The 16,274-nt window shown below is 29.7% G+C and carries 21 protein-coding genes; 7 read left to right on the top strand and 14 right to left on the bottom strand.

The window, feature by feature from the left end:
* Positions 1 to 80 precede the first annotated feature (80 nt).
* Positions 81 to 1,472, bottom strand: a complete 1,392-nt coding sequence (locus tag CKL_RS02485; RefSeq protein ID WP_011989076.1) for an alanine/glycine:cation symporter family protein — start codon at positions 1,470 to 1,472, stop codon at positions 81 to 83.
* Positions 1,473 to 1,790: 318 nt separating this feature from the next.
* Positions 1,791 to 2,378 (bottom strand): TetR/AcrR family transcriptional regulator, encoded by a 588-nt coding sequence (locus CKL_RS02480; protein WP_242649445.1) that lies wholly within the window; start codon positions 2,376 to 2,378, stop codon positions 1,791 to 1,793.
* A gap of 274 nt (positions 2,379 to 2,652) precedes the next feature.
* On the opposite strand from CKL_RS02480, the gene CKL_RS02475 reads away from it, so the two are divergent.
* Entirely contained in the window at positions 2,653 to 3,066 is a 414-nt protein-coding gene (locus CKL_RS02475) for an acyl-CoA thioesterase (protein WP_011989074.1), read from the top strand.
* Between the two features lie 286 nt (positions 3,067 to 3,352).
* Here the strand turns inward: CKL_RS02475 and CKL_RS02470 are convergent, their stop codons facing one another.
* The 3 genes from CKL_RS02470 to CKL_RS21175 are packed head-to-tail and all read right to left on the bottom strand — an operon-like array spanning position 3,353 to position 4,373.
* Positions 3,353 to 3,670 (bottom strand): hypothetical protein, encoded by a 318-nt coding sequence (locus tag CKL_RS02470; protein WP_011989073.1) that lies wholly within the window; start codon positions 3,668 to 3,670, stop codon positions 3,353 to 3,355.
* Positions 3,671 to 3,687: 17 nt separating this feature from the next.
* Positions 3,688 to 3,987 (bottom strand): GTPase RsgA, encoded by a 300-nt coding sequence (gene rsgA / locus CKL_RS21180; RefSeq protein ID WP_242649471.1) that lies wholly within the window; start codon positions 3,985 to 3,987, stop codon positions 3,688 to 3,690.
* A 38-nt stretch (positions 3,988 to 4,025) separates the two neighbouring features.
* Positions 4,026 to 4,373: a ribosome small subunit-dependent GTPase A gene (locus tag CKL_RS21175; RefSeq protein WP_011989071.1), complete on the bottom strand. Its 348-nt coding sequence runs from the start codon at positions 4,371 to 4,373 to the stop codon at positions 4,026 to 4,028.
* 419 nt (positions 4,374 to 4,792) lie between these two features.
* Here CKL_RS21175 and CKL_RS02455 point away from each other — a divergent pair, with 419 nt between their 5' ends.
* Both CKL_RS02455 and CKL_RS02450 read left to right on the top strand, forming a co-directional pair.
* Positions 4,793 to 5,020 (top strand): DUF3892 domain-containing protein, encoded by a 228-nt coding sequence (locus tag CKL_RS02455; protein WP_011989070.1) that lies wholly within the window; start codon positions 4,793 to 4,795, stop codon positions 5,018 to 5,020.
* Positions 5,021 to 5,262: 242 nt separating this feature from the next.
* Positions 5,263 to 5,724: a DUF3189 family protein gene (locus tag CKL_RS02450; RefSeq protein ID WP_011989069.1), complete on the top strand. Its 462-nt coding sequence runs from the start codon at positions 5,263 to 5,265 to the stop codon at positions 5,722 to 5,724.
* A gap of 85 nt (positions 5,725 to 5,809) precedes the next feature.
* On the opposite strand, the gene CKL_RS02445 is transcribed toward CKL_RS02450, so the two are convergent.
* Positions 5,810 to 6,499 (bottom strand): MBL fold metallo-hydrolase, encoded by a 690-nt coding sequence (locus CKL_RS02445; RefSeq protein WP_011989068.1) that lies wholly within the window; start codon positions 6,497 to 6,499, stop codon positions 5,810 to 5,812.
* A 525-nt stretch (positions 6,500 to 7,024) separates the two neighbouring features.
* Here CKL_RS02445 and CKL_RS02440 point away from each other — a divergent pair.
* Positions 7,025 to 7,294 (top strand): hypothetical protein, encoded by a 270-nt coding sequence (locus CKL_RS02440; protein WP_011989067.1) that lies wholly within the window; start codon positions 7,025 to 7,027, stop codon positions 7,292 to 7,294.
* A 143-nt stretch (positions 7,295 to 7,437) separates the two neighbouring features.
* Here the strand turns inward: CKL_RS02440 and CKL_RS02435 are convergent, their stop codons facing one another.
* Together CKL_RS02435 and CKL_RS02430 are read right to left on the bottom strand one after the other, a co-directional pair.
* A complete protein-coding gene (locus CKL_RS02435; RefSeq protein WP_011989066.1) occupies positions 7,438 to 7,902 on the bottom strand; it encodes a pyridoxamine 5'-phosphate oxidase family protein in 465 nt (154 codons plus the stop codon).
* 1,134 nt (positions 7,903 to 9,036) lie between these two features.
* Entirely contained in the window at positions 9,037 to 9,552 is a 516-nt protein-coding gene (locus CKL_RS02430; RefSeq protein WP_011989065.1) for a VanZ family protein, read from the bottom strand.
* Between the two features lie 895 nt (positions 9,553 to 10,447).
* Here CKL_RS02430 and CKL_RS20560 point away from each other — a divergent pair.
* Together CKL_RS20560 and CKL_RS02420 are read left to right on the top strand one after the other, a co-directional pair.
* On the top strand, positions 10,448 to 10,777 hold the full coding sequence (locus tag CKL_RS20560; protein WP_011989064.1) for a transposase: 330 nt from the start codon (positions 10,448 to 10,450) through the stop codon (positions 10,775 to 10,777).
* On the top strand, positions 10,750 to 11,703 hold the full coding sequence (locus tag CKL_RS02420; RefSeq protein WP_148204824.1) for an IS3 family transposase: 954 nt from the start codon (positions 10,750 to 10,752) through the stop codon (positions 11,701 to 11,703). The genes CKL_RS20560 and CKL_RS02420 overlap by 28 nt, the downstream gene beginning before the upstream one ends.
* A gap of 325 nt (positions 11,704 to 12,028) precedes the next feature.
* Here the strand turns inward: CKL_RS02420 and CKL_RS20555 are convergent, their stop codons facing one another.
* The 3 genes from CKL_RS20555 to CKL_RS02410 form a co-directional block, all read right to left on the bottom strand.
* Entirely contained in the window at positions 12,029 to 12,199 is a 171-nt protein-coding gene (locus CKL_RS20555; protein WP_011989062.1) for a hypothetical protein, read from the bottom strand.
* A 277-nt stretch (positions 12,200 to 12,476) separates the two neighbouring features.
* Complete coding sequence (locus CKL_RS02415) at positions 12,477 to 12,674, bottom strand: helix-turn-helix transcriptional regulator (protein WP_011989061.1); 198 nt, start codon at positions 12,672 to 12,674, stop codon at positions 12,477 to 12,479.
* A 5-nt stretch (positions 12,675 to 12,679) separates the two neighbouring features.
* Complete coding sequence (locus tag CKL_RS02410) at positions 12,680 to 12,976, bottom strand: hypothetical protein (RefSeq protein WP_011989060.1); 297 nt, start codon at positions 12,974 to 12,976, stop codon at positions 12,680 to 12,682.
* Between the two features lie 412 nt (positions 12,977 to 13,388).
* On the opposite strand from CKL_RS02410, the gene CKL_RS02405 reads away from it, so the two are divergent.
* On the top strand, positions 13,389 to 14,420 hold the full coding sequence (locus CKL_RS02405) for an alpha/beta hydrolase (RefSeq protein WP_011989059.1): 1,032 nt from the start codon (positions 13,389 to 13,391) through the stop codon (positions 14,418 to 14,420).
* A gap of 399 nt (positions 14,421 to 14,819) precedes the next feature.
* Here the strand turns inward: CKL_RS02405 and CKL_RS19640 are convergent, their stop codons facing one another.
* The 3 genes from CKL_RS19640 to CKL_RS02400 all read right to left on the bottom strand — a co-directional run bounded on the left by CKL_RS19640 (position 14,820) and on the right by CKL_RS02400 (position 15,868).
* A complete protein-coding gene (locus CKL_RS19640) occupies positions 14,820 to 14,999 on the bottom strand; it encodes a hypothetical protein (protein WP_242652520.1) in 180 nt (59 codons plus the stop codon).
* Positions 14,972 to 15,115: a hypothetical protein gene (locus CKL_RS20550; protein ID WP_155814012.1), complete on the bottom strand. Its 144-nt coding sequence runs from the start codon at positions 15,113 to 15,115 to the stop codon at positions 14,972 to 14,974. Before CKL_RS20550 ends, CKL_RS19640 begins: the two co-directional genes overlap by 28 nt.
* Positions 15,116 to 15,190: 75 nt before the next feature.
* Positions 15,191 to 15,868, bottom strand: a complete 678-nt coding sequence (locus CKL_RS02400) for a manganese catalase family protein (protein ID WP_011989056.1) — start codon at positions 15,866 to 15,868, stop codon at positions 15,191 to 15,193.
* Positions 15,869 to 16,274 lie beyond the last annotated feature (406 nt).

Genomic DNA, 16,274 nt, shown 5'->3' with positions numbered 1-16,274 from the left:
TCTGCAATACAATCCAATATCATATTACAATTTATTCTAAATTTCTATAAAAATATTGGTTTCCCTAAATAACATTTAAATTAAGATACCTTTTCCTTATCTTCTGAAGGCAAATCAAGATTGTTAACATACTTCTTGGTTTCAGCTGCAATAACTCCACTGAGAAGAAACATTGCTATTACATTTGGAATTACCATCATTGCTATTACATTTGGAATTACCATCAATGCATTCAATATATCTGCAATTGTCCATACAAGATCAAGACTTACAAGTGTACCTATTAAGGCTACTATTACCCATGCGACTCTGTAAGGTTTAATAATCTTCTTACCAAATAAATATTCAGCAGCTCTCTCTCCGTAATAAGACCATCCTAGTACTGTAGAAAGTGCAAATATAGCTAATGCAATGGCTATTATAATCGGGCCTATTACAGGAATTTGATCCCAAGCAGCACTTGTAAGTAGGGAAGAAGTCTTTGTATCAATAGCAGGATTCTTAATTACGCTGCTTACAATTACAAGTCCTGTCATTAAGCATATTACTACTGTATCCCAAAAAGTACCTGTCATAGACACAAGGGCCTGTCTCACAGGATTTTTAGTTTTAGCAGCAGCTGCTACAATAGGAGCAGAACCCATACCTGACTCATTGGAAAATAAACCTCTTGCAGCACCATAACGGCAAGCAATGGCAACAGTAGATCCTATAAACCCACCTCCTGCAGCCTGTGGAGAAAACGCTGCTTTAACTATAGTAACAACTGTTTGTCCTAAAACGTCTGCATTCATTACTAAAATAATTAAACATCCTAGTACATAAAATATAGCCATAAAGGGTACTAACTTTTCACATACTTTAGTAATAGATTGTACCCCCCCAATAACAACAGCACCTACAAAAATAGCAATTACAATTCCTGAAATCCATGTAGGAATTCCAAAGCTATTATGTAAAGTTGATGCAACTGCATTTGTCTGAGTAGAACACCCTATTCCAAAAGCAGCTAAAGCAGTAAATATACAAAAAATTACCCCGAGCCATTTCATTTTAAGTCCTTTTTCAAGGGCATACATAGCTCCCCCAAGCATAGTTCCATCTTCAGTTTTCACTCTATATTTTACAGATATAAGAGATTCGGCGTATTTCGTAGCTATACCAAACACACCTGTAAACCACATCCAAAGCACAGCACCAGGTCCCCCTAAAGTTACTGCTGTTGCAACACCAATTATGTTACCTGTACCTATAGTGGCTGCTAAAGCAGTACTAAGGGCACCAAATTGAGATACATCTCCTTCACCATCAGGATCTTTAGTAACAGATAATTTAATTCCTGTAAATATTTTCTTTTGGATAAATCCAGTTCTGAAAGTAAAGAAAATATGTGTCCCAAAAAGTACGACAATCATGGGCACACCCCATAAAATGCTGTCTATACTGTTCAATGCATTAATAAGTCCTTCCATTAAAACAACACTCCTCTCATATAATATTGATAAAAACATAAAAACTAATGATAAAAATTAATCATATTGTTAACATTGTATCAAATAAACTCACATTTATCAATAATACACAAGCCCCACTGTTCACAATCATTTAATATTTCGTGAAAATGCTTTTATTTTCTCACAATTATGACATTCTTTAATATTCTAAATATCTAATTCCACTATTTTAAATAATGTATTATTATGTTGAAAACCCTCCACATTATCAATGCTAAATAAATTATAGCCATAAGGTATTTTAAATACCTTATGGCCATTTACCATTTTTACCCATCACGTTTCCGCCTGCTTATAATCTTTATAGAGTGCTATAAGATCATTTTGCATAATTTTTAATATGTTTATGTCTTTACTTATTCTGTAATATACCAGATATCCTTCATACATAGCAAAAGCACGATTTGCAATAATACATGCCCTATCAGAAGAAATTCCAGAAAATTCAAAAACCCTGGTGAATATACCTATCATTTTCTTCATAGATTTAAAATAATATTCTGCCATATCGGGTTGAGAAAAAGCAGCCTCCAATCCCAATACAGCAAAAGGACATCCAAAATGTTTATTATTCTTTGCTGCCTCAATCATTTGTTCTAATAAATCTGTTACAAAATCTTCCCATACTTTCCCCTCCGCAGTTTTTGATATCCATTTTTCTATGTTTTTTTCAAAATAAGTTGAAACACTAATTGCCAGGTCTTTTTTACTTGAAAAATGGAAATAAAAAGAGCCTTTTGGCAGTCCTGTACGTGTTAAAATATCATTAATTCCAGTGGCATTGTATCCATTCTGTAGAAATAACCCTGCGGCACATTTAATTAACTTATTCCTAGATTGTTCCCCTTTTGTGTTTTTAGCCATATCCATTTCTTCCTTTCAACTATAGAATAAGCTATCTTATCATGTTTTTCAATAGCAATACCTTTCAATCTCGTGCTATTTCCTCTTTACATAAATTAGCTATAATATTTAAATAAAGAATAAGATATATACTTAATTCGCAATAGACCAGTCCGTCTATTATGTTAATACAAAACTACTTCTAGATCTAAATTTTTTTACAATTTCATTTCAATAATAATAAGTGTTATAATATTACATATAATAATTCTATCATAGAAAGGACATGCGAATCTTGTATATAAGTGAGACAAAAGTGATTGTTAGATATGTAGAAACTGATAAAATGGGTATAGTACATCATTCTAATTATTATATATACTTTGAAGAGGCTAGAACACAATTTATAAAAAATATTGGTATAAGTTATTCAAAAATAGAAGAAAACGGCATAATGTTTCCTCTAATTGAAAGTAATTGCAGATACATACAGGGAGCAAAATATGAAGATGAACTAATAATAAAGACTTGGATTAAAGAATTGACACCCGTTAAAGCCAAATTTAACTATTCCGTTATTAGAGAAAATGACCAAAAGGAAATTGCAAAAGGAAGCACACTACACACTTTTGTTGATAATAATTTTAAAATAATTAATCTGAAGAAAAAGCATACAGAGTTATTTAAAAAATTACAGTCATTACTATAACGTGAGTTTAAATTATACTTAAAGCCTACATCATTAAAATTACTAAGATTTTTTATTAAACTCACGTTAGCTATATTTCTATATCAAGTGATTCTTAGGCTCAGGTGGAGTTTACTTATAAGGAATATGCATCGTAATCTGAACCATATTAACAGTATTCTTAGTGTCTTTAGCACTTAGAATACTTATCCTTTAGGGAAAGAACCCAGGGGCGTAGCAGTGCTTATACCCCACTTTAAAGAAGATGGAGGCGTTAACTAATTACAGCCTTCGGATAACTAACAAATTAAATTCCTATTTGTTTATACATATAAATTTCAGTAGCTTTATTAAGCATATCTTCCCAATTTTTAAAAGATGTTACTTTTCTAATATATCTGTTTAATTTTTTATTTGGAATCTTTTTAAAATCCTCATCGTTTTTCACTCCAAAGCCACTTTTACTTAATAATTCATTCCAAGTCTTATAAGATGTATACTGCTGCATAAAGCTTTCATTAAACAACTTATCAAATGATACATCTAATTTATTTTCTAACTCTTCAATTTCCTTTGACATATCTTCTAGTGATTTTTGAAATTCGTTGAGTCCTTTTATCTCCATAATTCTTACACTCCTTTTCATTTACATAATTCACAAATGATATAATAATTAGTATTTTTAGCAGTTAGTGCACATTTAGGTTCACTTTCATGTTGACAATCTGAAAACTTGCACCTTTTAGCTATTTCTTCTATATCACTAAAAGATTTATCTAAATCTGCACTTATTATACCTAATTCTCTCATTCCAGGAGTATCTATTACAACTCCAGCACCAGGAACTAAAATCAATTTCCTGTGAGTAGTGGTATGCCTGCCTTTATCATCATTTCTTACATCATTTGTTTTTAAGAACTCTTTACCTATAAGCTTATTAATAAGAGTAGACTTACCAACATCTGATGAGCCAATAAAAGCTATAGTTTTACCATTTGTAATGTATCCTTAGTCTTTGCTCCTGATACCTTCCTTTCGAAATAACTTCTTCTTGAAAGAATTCGATGAATAACTGCATTTCCATTTATATCAGTGGTTCTATCTACTAAAACCCAATCTCCAACTGCCCGATAATCAGTAATTGAATCTGATGAATAGATTAATTTGCCAGAAACTTTGGCCAATATTTCTCCATTTTCAGTAATTATCTTATACATATCCTTATACTGAGTGGATACCCTTGCAATATATAGGTATTTTTCATACATTTCAGTTTCCTGAATATATCTCTCATTTAAACCCAAATTATATAAATTTATTTTATCCAATTCTTATTCCTCCCATATTAAGTAAATAAATTTATTATAGAGGGGAGGTTCTAATAGTTATTCCTCACACACCTCCCCATTTACTACAATTGCCACTTTAGAGTATTTATTTATATTTAACACAAAACATCATACCTTTCTTTTTGAAATTTTTAATCTAGATATAATTTAAATTAATGAACATGTTACTTTAACCCATATGTTTAACACTATCATATAATTGCTGCGTTGATATGTCAATTCACTAAAAGCTAAATATACTGTCTCCATTTATATCACCAGGTTTTCACATCAAGTAAATATGTTCTTTTATGAAAAATCTCTATTAGTTAACAAAAATTTTGCATAAATAATCGAGTTTTTTATTAAAATATATTTGAATGACTATAACCATATTATTGAGGTAGGAGGACTGCATAATGAAAAATTCAAAAATTATTAAGATAAAGAAAAATCATGACGGAAAAATCACGGATGTCTTACTTGAAAATGGTGAAATACTTCCATTAAATCATGCCATAATGATGGCAAGAGAGCATATAATTGAGGGAGTTGGTGTAGTTAAGGGTAAAGATGGAGGAGAATATCTAGTAGCAGATCCTGATATTATGGATGTTGAGAATTTAAAGGATTTACCAAAATTTTAACCACTTTTTTTATAAGTAATTAAAATAATTTGTCTTTAATTTAGATAATGAAGTGATGAAATAGCTAGAAAGTGAATAAATTATATTTACAAGATGAAGCCTGCACCCTAATCAAGGTACAGGTCTTATCATATTTTACCTGCATGAAAATTAAAAAGCATTATAAATATAATATTTTTTAACAATATAAACACACTATATATATTTATAAAATCCATTGTAAAAGAGTAGATGTAATAATTATGATAGTTATATACCATGATGTAGGAGGAGCTCACTCTACGTCAGTAGCAGCTAATATACATATTAATAGATTACCAGTGGATAGAATACCAAATAAAAAAGAGTTACTTAGTTTGCCAACCTTTGATAAAATTGAAAAAAATCAAATCGGACGGTTGATGTATATTGGAGAAGACGAATTTAATGCAAAAGTCTACACTTTAGCCAGAAAGTACAATCAAAATTTAGTTGTACGTGCCATTGAGGATATGTACTCTATTTTACACGGGAACAATAATGAACTTCTTATTGTAGATACCAAGCCAACTGTTAATCTTCTTATGAATATAGGTGGATATGCTTCAAGAAAATTGCATTGGGTAAATTTTGGTAGACCCATTGTGACCAAAGGAACCCAGCAAGCTTACATGAATATAGTTAACTTGGTTAAGAGTGTAAAAAACAATTTAAAAACAAACTAAATTTAAATAAAATAATTCTCATAGTTTTAGTACTGCTAAATTTAGTATATAAATTTAAGTAAAAAATAGACACCCTAATTGCAATTTAATTTATTTCAACAACATTAAACCCTTCATGTTTTGCTTTTTTAATTAGCTCCTCACAATCAATATGCATACAATATATTTTGCTCCTTTTATGTTTTGGAATGGTTTCACACAATATCCTTAATGATGTATGAATGTTCCCTTCATAATCAGCCAAACAGGTATCTTGATAAAATTCATCAATTTCATATTCATTAATAATATTTGAAACATTTTTACAATCACCACTATACCAAATCAACTTACCTTTTACATACAATAAATAGCCAAAACAATTCAACGTTTCTATATGTTCTACTTTTATTGGCCTAATATTACCAAATTCACTGGAAGTATTTGTATCAATATCTATATAATTGAATCTATAATCTTGTCCTTCCATGTGTCCTTGTATTTTCAATAAATTATATAAATCACTATCAGGAAAATAAACATTACTTACTATTTGCTTTATATATCTGGTATAATAGATTAAACTACTTAAGCTACCTACATGATCTGAATCAAGGTGAGTAATTAACACGTGAACATCTCTAATATCTTCTAAGAGGTTTTTACTAACTATTTTTTCAAAAACACTTTCTCCACAATCCAGTAGTATTAATTTATTATTTTCTTTTATATAAGCCGAATTATTTCCTTCTTTTATATTAAATGCCGAACCTCTGCCCAAAAAATTTAATGTCATAATTTCTACTCCTCCATAATACTTTTAACATCTTTTAAAACTTCTTCAATTTCTCCATCACATTTTAGATGTATAATTACAGTTTCAGCATTCGTCACCCTTTCTTTTAAATATTTAATTCCAGAAAAGTCTTATTCAATAAACTTTGCACCAATGCCTACTATTTTTGTTTGAAAATACTTAGTTAGACAGTACCTTTCAAATGAAATGTATGTAATGTTTTAAATATTAAACTTAGTCTGCCCACACTAAGTACACTTTAATCTCTTTGATACATCGATAATATTAACCTCAAAAGATATATTATTAACTTCACATTTGTCTCAATTGCAACTTTTATAAGAATAAACATTTATTCATTAGAAGGATATTATAAATATTATAAAAAAGCATATACAGGATGGGAAATTATTTGGTACAATATCTATGAGCATAAAGAAGTAAAAATATCTTTACATAACTGTAGATATTAAAAAATTAATACAACAGGGTACTATAAAAAATCCATAATAGGGGCTGATAAAAATGAAGAAAGTTAAAACATATCAAGCATGGGAAGGAGATATAAACGACTATCTACAAGTTGGAGATTTAGTTGATTTTCAAATGATTGCTTACTTCCTTCGTTCATTACCTGTAGTATGTGAAAATGATATAATCCAGATAATGCAACCCATTAAAGTATATATTGATAGAAAAAGAGAATATGTATATCCAACATTCATGCAAACTGAAGAAGGCTGGGCATATGCTGGAAATTGCTTAAAAGGTGAAACGAAAAATATAGAAATATAGAATAGGACCCTCTATATCCCTTTTTTATTAATTATTACATGTAGCATAAACTATAAAGTATATCTCATTCATCTAATTTCAAATTTACCAATTGTGGGATTATTCTATTATGATAAAAATGTTACAATTGAACGCTAAATTAACTATTTCCTTGCTTTTCCAGAAATATGCCCAATACTAATTTTTATTACTTTAGTTGCTTTACTTGAGTTTTTAATATATCCTTTTCCTTTTTCAATATAATCTGGCGAATATTTATTTAATATTTCTAAAAGAGCTGTATTTTTTTCATCATCAAAAATTTCAACTGCCCTTCCAAATACCACTACACTCTCATATTTTGTACTAAATTTGTCAGGTAAAATACAAGTTTGCCCAACCACACAAAAAGATACTTTACTATTATTTAATATATTATCTAATTTATGTCCTTTAACAGCACAATGAAAATATATTGAATTATTTAAAAAAACATAACTTACTGGTACCCCATAAGGATAACTATTTTTACTTACAGTTGATAAAATACCATAACTGTTATTTTTTAAAATTTCAATAGCTTCATCATTTTTCAGTTCTCTGTCTTTTCTTCGCATTTCCTTAAACACAATAATCACTCCATATCGTTTTTAAAATTCATTTTAGAATGTTATTCATCAAATGCAGTTAATGCAATAGCAAGTACAGCCTCAAAGAAAATTTCAAAAATCACTCATTAACTTTACACCTTCTTAACAATTCTTTAGCATTCTAATAGTATCATTTATGTAACAAACTATAATACTATAAGTATACTATTATTTTCCACATTTACAACTCTCAAAAGCTACAGATTTTTGTTTCATCTAAATATATTGATCAGAAGCTATCATCCACTTCTATAAGTGGTAGTAGTTCACTATTTACCAAAGATTAAAGTAATCAATATTACTAAAGGGGGTTAATCATAATGGACAAATTTTCAGTTAAAAATGATAGAAGAATGTATTTCCGTATAGATTTAGACACACCATTATGTACAAGAAATAAATGCCGATATGCAGACACATAGTGTAATGGTAATCAGTAAGCTTTTATAGGCTAAATATATTTATAAAATTAATTAGAAAGGATGTGAATGTACGTTAAAAAGTATTAAATATCAATTGATGATATTTATTTTACTTGTTACATTTCCATCTTAACACATTTGTTCCTTAACTAGTATCTTTAACCACTTGAGGAATACTAGCCAATACTGCACTTATTACTCATGAACCCCTTCCTTTAAAATTATCATCTATTAAAGTATCTATACTAAAATTTCTCCTATTTCCATTAGAATTAATAATAACAATCCCGTCATCATCAATTTTAGTATGATATATTATTTCCAAGCTAACTTTTCTATTAATTAATATATTTTTTAACTTGTATTCTTAAAGTTTCATTATTTTTTGTTGCCAGAACATCTAACTATACCAGATATAATAAAATTATTATACTGTATGTTCGGAAATATTAGTATTGAAAAAACATAAAAAATACTTAAAATGGCATAGAGAACATAAGTTTAATAACTAGAGGATATATCCCTAATTTCCTTATTTTAAAAACACACTTACATCAACGTTTTCGGAGTACCCATTTTTCGAAAAATGCGATTTGAGGCACCAAAAAAATAAAGAGGTAAATTACACATACCTCTTATTTCTAATGCCTTTAAAATAATTCTATGACGTTTAAAAGAAGTAATAAAATGATTAATTACCTATAACTAAAAGTGCTAAAAACATAACTACACAAATTGTTCCAATTAACGCAATAATATTAAGAATTTTATTTGTTTTAAAATCTGTTTTAAATAATCTGCTAAGAACAATATAAATTATAATTCCAATAATTCCTCCAACAATATTTCCTATAAGATCAGTTATATCAGAAGCACCTATTGCAAATATAAACTGCAATAACTCATATAATAAACTCACACTTGCTATTGGAACAATCTTTTTTAAGAAAGACCAGTTGCTTTTCAACATACTAATGTAAAGTCCAAAAGGAATAAATACAAATAAGTTTTGATATATTTCTGAAAATTCAATCCTGTTATTTACAATTACCGATTCATGAAATGGAATTAAGTTAATGCCACGAAAACGATCTAACTCCTGAATTGAAAATTCCATTTTAAATACTATAATCCAAGTTAATATAAGCAAATACACTACCAGTAAGCAAGTTGTTAATGGCTGTTGCTTTATTTTGTTATTTTCCATATGTATCCTCCATAGTGTTTTATAAAAATTTGTTCTTCATTTAAATTTTTCTTACCAGTTGTAACATTACAATATGATATGAGCTTCCAAATTATTATCTAATTTTATATTACTTTTTACAGCATCTCTTCCAGCCGAAATAGCAACTAACATTTGCCCAATTGACGTTATCAATCTTTTTATATAATCCTTCTCATACATTTATAAATTACGCCGCCCTTTAAATTTACTTTTATACGTTAGCTTATAAGTAAATTATAACATTATATGATTATATATTGTTAACTTATAGTAAATCACATGTTGAAATAATATTAGAATTATTCATTACACCTACAAAGCGGTTCTAAATCCTAATTTTTGAAGTTCTTAAATTACATTATCTACAATATTAGATTCTCATCTATATTAATGTCTTCGTGGGAATGTCCAAAATACCAATGTTTAAACTTAGTCTTCTCTTCTATTATATCAAGACATTTGTTAACAACATCCTCTAGTCTGGATTGAAATCCAAATATTACACTTATTTGATTAAGAACACTGCTGGAACAAGTATGGGTTATTATATAATCAACTTCCCAATTATCCCTCTCTAAATTGCTTAGTCCTTCTTTAAATTCAGTATAATTTAGTACTTCTGCTTCCCACCAAGATATACCTCTAATTCGACTTTGCTTATCTGTTGAAGAAGCACCCCCCTATAGTAAAAAACTTTAATTTGTCTATAGTATATATTTGCCCCCGCATAAGGTGTATTACGGAATCGTTAATTAAATGAACTTTACCACCATTCCATTGTTCTATTGGATGTAGATCCCTCTTAAGCCCCTAAATAGGTTTGGACCATTACATCTATATTTATTATAATGTAGAAAGTGATTGGAGGTAAACTATGAAAGGAAAAAGTTATACGAAAGAATTAAAAGAAGAGGTATTAAGAGAAGTGAAAGAAGTAGGAAATGTTTCACTGGTATCAAGGAGACATGGGCTCTCAAAATCAACTATATTTACGTGGATAAGGAATTCTAAGGATAAGGATGAGATTAAAATTAAGCCTGGTAGAAAAGCTTTAGTTGAGGGAGAAAAAGAACTTGAAAATGAGCTGACAGAGGTAACAAAAGAAAATGATCATCTAAAAAAATTGTTAGGAGAAAAAGATTTAGAAATAGCAATTCTTAGAGATTTAATAAAAAAATCAAACCCTCAATTAAGGAAAAAGTAGAAATAGCTAAAAAGTATATAGAGCAAGGATACAATGCAGTATTTGTACTTAAAGTAGTTAAACTCGGAAGATCAACATATTACTATAATTTAAGTGTAGAAGGCAAAGAAAAGACTAGGCCTAAAGGTGGAAAGCCAAAAGGATATAGTATAAACAGAGATGGTGAGAAAGTATGCGATGATCAGATTAAGGAATTTATTTTGGAGGCCATTGACGGGGATGCTATTAACTATGGATATAGAAAAATAACTTACCATTTAAGAAAATATTGTAATCTTGTGATTAATCATAAGAAGGTTTATCGGCTTTGCAAAGAGCTCAGAATACTTAAAGATCAGAGAATAATTAGAACTAAAATAAAGAGAAATATTGCAATTAACAGAACTATAACAGGCTCAAATCAACTATGGGAAATGGATATAAAATATGGCTATATAGAAGGTGAGGATAAATTCTTCTACTTACTAAATTTAATTGATATCTTTGATAGGAGCATTATAGATTACCACATGGGTTTACACTGTGAGGCTAAAGATGCTGCAGCACTACTGAGGAAGTGCTTAATAAGAAGAAACTTGTTTGAGGAAGACTCTAAAAAGCCAGTAATAAGAACAGACAACGGACCCCAGTTTATAAGTCATAAATTTGATGAATGCTGTGAAGAACTTAAAATTGAACATGAGAGAATACCAGTGAAGACGCCAAATAAAAACGCACATGTAGAATCATTTCACAGAATACTTGAGGATGAGTGTTTAAAAATTAATGAATTTCAAAGCTATGGAGAAGCATACAAAATAGTAAATGAATTTATGGAATTCTACAATAATAGGAGATTACATTCAAGTTTAAGATTTATGGCTCCACATGAATTTTATAACCTTTATTTTGAAGAAAACCTAACAAACATTCAAATAAGGGTCTAAATTTAATAGAAATGAAGAATTTATTAGATTCTGTCCAAAACGAGGGGGTTAATCCGATCCCTCGTTACATAAATCATATTCATGTCTATCTTTCTGTATATGTTTATTTTTTCATTCAAATACTATCCGCATAAAACTCCTTTCAAAACTAATAATACATCTTGTTTTTTCTGCATAAGTCAATGCTGATTGGCACTCTTTATCTGGCTCAATTTATCCCAATCAATTATTGCTTGATACTTTTTAATTATTCCATTATCCTGAAGCTTTTTAATCCTTTGGCGGACAGCAGGTCTGATCAAATTTAGTTTTTTCACTTACGTCTTCATGCGATTCCCTTCCATGAAATATTTATTATGATAATGGGAGCTTTTAATTGTCTCTCTACTCTTCCCTTAATTTTCAGTTGTTGTATAAACTGTTCATAAACTTCACTATACTTTTTCGTCTCCTTATTTAATTTTTTTCTAAATTGTTGACTACCTACGATCTCCACACTTAACTTCTAAAACGCCCCCTTTTAAAGCACAAAAAACATAAAAAAGTGCTTAAAATATTCTATTAATTTAAGAAATATCATAAACACCTTTTTTATATATATTTTCATTCCTATTTTGTTAAATCGTTAAGGAATTAGATATATCTTATAAAATACAATAGAGGTGAATACTAAACTCCCCTCTTCATTATACATCTATATCATTATCATAGCTTAAGAAGGCTGTTAACACCATATCCCTACCCTAATCCCATGAGCACAAGGCGGTATGCTTCTATGTTAGATCAGGTTCAAAAAGTTTATCTACTGTTGTTCCAAGTATATTGGCCAGTTTAAAGGCTAACAATAGAGTTGGATCATATTTGTTATTTTCGATTGCATTTATTGTCTGTCTTGTGACGCCTAATGCATTAGCTAAATCTTCTTGCCTATAGTTTTTTTCTTTACGTAGTTTTTTTATACTATTCTTCATAATTATCAACAACTAATAGTGAAATACAAAATTGCACCAAATACAATTATCAAGAATATTATGCCAAAATAAATCAATATTTGTTTTCTGCTACTGTCATCATCCACCTTTAATTTAGCAATGCTTGTAACAAAAAAGTACACCAAAAACTGTAATGTGACTAGAGTTAGAGGAAGCGACACTTCTTGGATTTTAACATAGTTATATCCACCCCATATAACAAGGGACAACACCATAAAAAACCAACTCCATTTGATTCCTTCCTGGTTTATCTTTAATTCCATCTCATCCATTTTTCTCATAAATAAGCCTCCATAATGTCAAAAGTATTTTATATTAAAAGCATACTGCTTGAGCCATAAAATGTCAATAGTTTTTTACATTTTTAAAGCTATCAGTTCTTAAAAGCACTTTTCTTATGCCCCCTGCCCATTATTTCAGTACACTCTCTACAGGAATTTTCACGAATTGTTTTAGATTAGGTATAATGAAACAAAAAGGGGGAATGGGCAAGGATATTGGGAAAATAAATATATAGATAAGCTAACATCATATTGTTCTTAATATTCTAAGAAATTCATATCCTTCCTTTTGGATAAAAACATAATTGCAAATTTTAGTATAATAAAATATCGTTAACATAAGCTACATGTAATATTCTTTATATTTTAACAGTATAATTTATTGCATTCTTGGAGGTGGAGGTTTAATTAAATGAAAAGAAAAAAAGGTATCTGGATATTTACCATTGCTACCTTGATTTTTATTATAATAAGCTATCTAATCGTTAAAAGCTGGACTACAACAAACTATGGCAAACTTCATATAAGAATTGCCATCATGCTAAAAATCAAGAAATATATTAACCCCAATTCAATTAATAATAAGTCAATAAATGATATACGAAATATCATTGATAAAGATTTTACCAGATGGAATACTGAACCTATATACTTTTCTAATATAAAAAACTTAAGTATACCTACATCGTCAATACAAATACCAGTGCGTATATACACACCTCAAGTTGCTAGTAAGCTTCCTGTAATTATTTATTCGCATGGTGGCAGCTGGATTGGAGGAAGCCTCAATACTCATGACAATATTTGCAGAAAACTTTCACAAAATACAAATGCAATTGTGATATCTGTGGACTATCGGCTTGCTCCAGAAAATCCTTTTCCAGCTGGACTTAATGATGTATATACTGTACTCCAGTGGACTTATAAAAATGCAGAAAGCATAAATGGAAATTCGGCACATATAGCTCTTGTAGGAGACAGTTCAGGAGCAAATCTTTCTGCAGCAGCTTCTCTAATGGAACGCGATAAAAATGGTTCCCATATAGCTTGTCAGGTATTAGTGTATCCTTCTACAAACATATTTGAATTAAACAGTAAATCCTGGTCTTATTTTGCTAACGATTTTAATCTTTCAATGACAGATATGCAAAAGTATATCTCTTTGTATGTACCAAAAAAAGAAGATAGAATTAATTCTTATGCATCTCCACTCTTAGCAAAAAATTTTAAAGGACTTCCTGACACACTCATAATAACAGCAGAATTTGATCCTCTAAGAGATGAAGGCGAAACCTATGCTGAAAAATTAAAAGAAGCTGGTGTTAAGGTAGCTGTTACTCGATATAAAAGTGTAACCCATGGATTCCTATTAATGAATCAGATTACAAGTGAATCAGATAAGGCTCTAAATCAAATTTCCTCATATCTTCAAAAAGAACTTTAATAAATATGCAAAATACAGATTCATTTAAATAGTTCCAATCTTTGCATAAACACTTATGAAATGAATATAAAATATAGTAAATTGGACATAATGGTTAATGATCATGAGAATACTCACGTTGGTTCCTTAATATTATTTCAATATGTTTTAATCTATAAAAGCTCTGGTTTTGCCAGAGCTTTTATTATAAAGATTCTTAGAATAATCAAAAAAATAGTATGATTATTATTCAATTATACTATTTGGAGTGTAGGTTAAAAATTAAATTGTATTTGATTGTAAGAAATTAATTTATATAGATTAATTATTCACATCTCAATAATTACTTACAATTAACCCACTAAATTTCCTCCTGCTAACTTTAACCTTACTAAACAATACAAAGGGCCTCCATTTCATTTACATTAACCCCCTCATTTGAGCTGTATTGGAAGTGGTTTCTTTATTACCTTTAACCTTCTCAATCTCAACCCTAAATTTTTCTATCCTCAACCTCTGTTCTTCTGTTGCCATATCTGGGTTCTTATGAACCATTTCATCATACTGCTTGATTAAATTACAGAGTTCTCCCATATCCATGACTTTATTGTATTCAAATTGACATTATATTCTTCTGCCAAGTCCTTATATTTCATACCATTTAAATAGTCCTGCCTAACCTGTTCTTTTACATCTGGTGCCCTTAGTTCATTCAATATCACCACCTAGTCGCTAGTTGCTTTGTTTGTTTTGGAGATGAAGAAAGAGCCCCGTTAGGAGCTCCTTTCAACTTATCTTCTCGGATTTGCGAAACTTGGTTCAGTAGGCTTAGGTGAATCAAAATATTTACCTGGTGTAGATAAATCAAAATATAATCTGGAATCTTCGGTTACACCAAAATCTTTATTTGAGCCCATATCTTTAATTTTATTCAACGCTTCTCTGAATAATGCATTATGTGCCTCTTCACGATTCAACAAAAAGTCTATCGTGTTCCTTACTTCTTTATCATTAATTTGACGATATAAGTATTCATAAACAACTTTGGCTCTTTGTTCTGAAGCTATGTTAGAAAGCAAATCCGCCACAAGATCTCCTGTGACTGTCACATAATCAGCAGTCCACGGTGCTCCTGAAGAATTTATTAAAACTGGTGCCAATCCACCAAGCACATGGCTTTGAATTTCTCCACTTCCTACTGATTCATAATTCACATTATGTCCATTTAATAAATTAATAGTTTCTGCGACTATTTCCATATGACTAAGTTCTTCTGTTCCAATGTCGAGAAATAAATCTTTTATTGTTTGATCCTTTACTCTGAAACTCTGAGATAAATACTGTAATGCTGCTTTTAATTCACCATTTCCTCCACCCAATTGCTCCTGCATAAGAGCAGCATATTGAGGATTAGGTCTTTCGACTTTTACCTGTATATTATTCAATAATTGCTTTTCATGTCTAAACAAATTACTCACCTCCTTATTAGATATAAGTTTATTCTTTGCTTTATCTCCTTATTTATTCATCTTCATTTCTAGTTTAAACCATAGTACATTGTCACGGCCTGCCTCATTCGTTTTGCTTTGGGGATGAAATATCATTACTTCATTATCCTATATGTAATCCGTAATATACACCATTCTTCTAATGCTAATGTATTTGCCCCTAAAAAATCAGTGAAATATTTATTGTGGTGCTTATAGCTTCTTAGTGTGTATTTGCTCCTCCCCTTTATCTTTATTGATATTATGAACTCCTCAAACAGTTCTTTATAAGTCTTTTTTATCTCTGGTTTTTGCTTGAATAATTGCCCCCTTTGATGTCACCTTTTCGCATATACGAATCACCTCCAAAAACACTGCAAAAAACAGA

Source organism: Clostridium kluyveri DSM 555 (assembly GCF_000016505.1).
In the GTDB taxonomy this organism is placed as follows: domain Bacteria; phylum Bacillota; class Clostridia; order Clostridiales; family Clostridiaceae; genus Clostridium_B; species Clostridium_B kluyveri.
This window is presented reverse-complemented; position numbering and strand designations above follow the sequence as displayed.

Coding starts and splice junctions, on each gene's coding strand:
- CKL_RS02455 (WP_011989070.1), top strand. CDS start 4,793: ATGAAAAATTCAAAAATTATTAAGATAAAGAAAAATCATGACGGAAAA.
- CKL_RS02450 (WP_011989069.1), top strand. CDS start 5,263: ATGATAGTTATATACCATGATGTAGGAGGAGCTCACTCTACGTCAGTA.
- CKL_RS02430 (WP_011989065.1), bottom strand. CDS start 9,552: ATGGAAAATAACAAAATAAAGCAACAGCCATTAACAACTTGCTTACTG.
- CKL_RS20560 (WP_011989064.1), top strand. CDS start 10,448: ATGAAAGGAAAAAGTTATACGAAAGAATTAAAAGAAGAGGTATTAAGA.
- CKL_RS19640 (WP_242652520.1), bottom strand. CDS start 14,999: ATGGATATGGGAGAACTCTGTAATTTAATCAAGCAGTATGATGAAATG.
- CKL_RS02480 (WP_242649445.1), bottom strand. CDS start 2,378: ATGGCTAAAAACACAAAAGGGGAACAATCTAGGAATAAGTTAATTAAA.
- CKL_RS02445 (WP_011989068.1), bottom strand. CDS start 6,499: ATGACATTAAATTTTTTGGGCAGAGGTTCGGCATTTAATATAAAAGAA.
- CKL_RS02415 (WP_011989061.1), bottom strand. CDS start 12,674: ATGAAGAATAGTATAAAAAAACTACGTAAAGAAAAAAACTATAGGCAA.
- CKL_RS02405 (WP_011989059.1), top strand. CDS start 13,389: ATGAAAAGAAAAAAAGGTATCTGGATATTTACCATTGCTACCTTGATT.
- CKL_RS02440 (WP_011989067.1), top strand. CDS start 7,025: ATGAAGAAAGTTAAAACATATCAAGCATGGGAAGGAGATATAAACGAC.
- CKL_RS02470 (WP_011989073.1), bottom strand. CDS start 3,670: ATGGAGATAAAAGGACTCAACGAATTTCAAAAATCACTAGAAGATATG.
- CKL_RS02485 (WP_011989076.1), bottom strand. CDS start 1,472: ATGGAAGGACTTATTAATGCATTGAACAGTATAGACAGCATTTTATGG.
- CKL_RS02410 (WP_011989060.1), bottom strand. CDS start 12,976: ATGAGAAAAATGGATGAGATGGAATTAAAGATAAACCAGGAAGGAATC.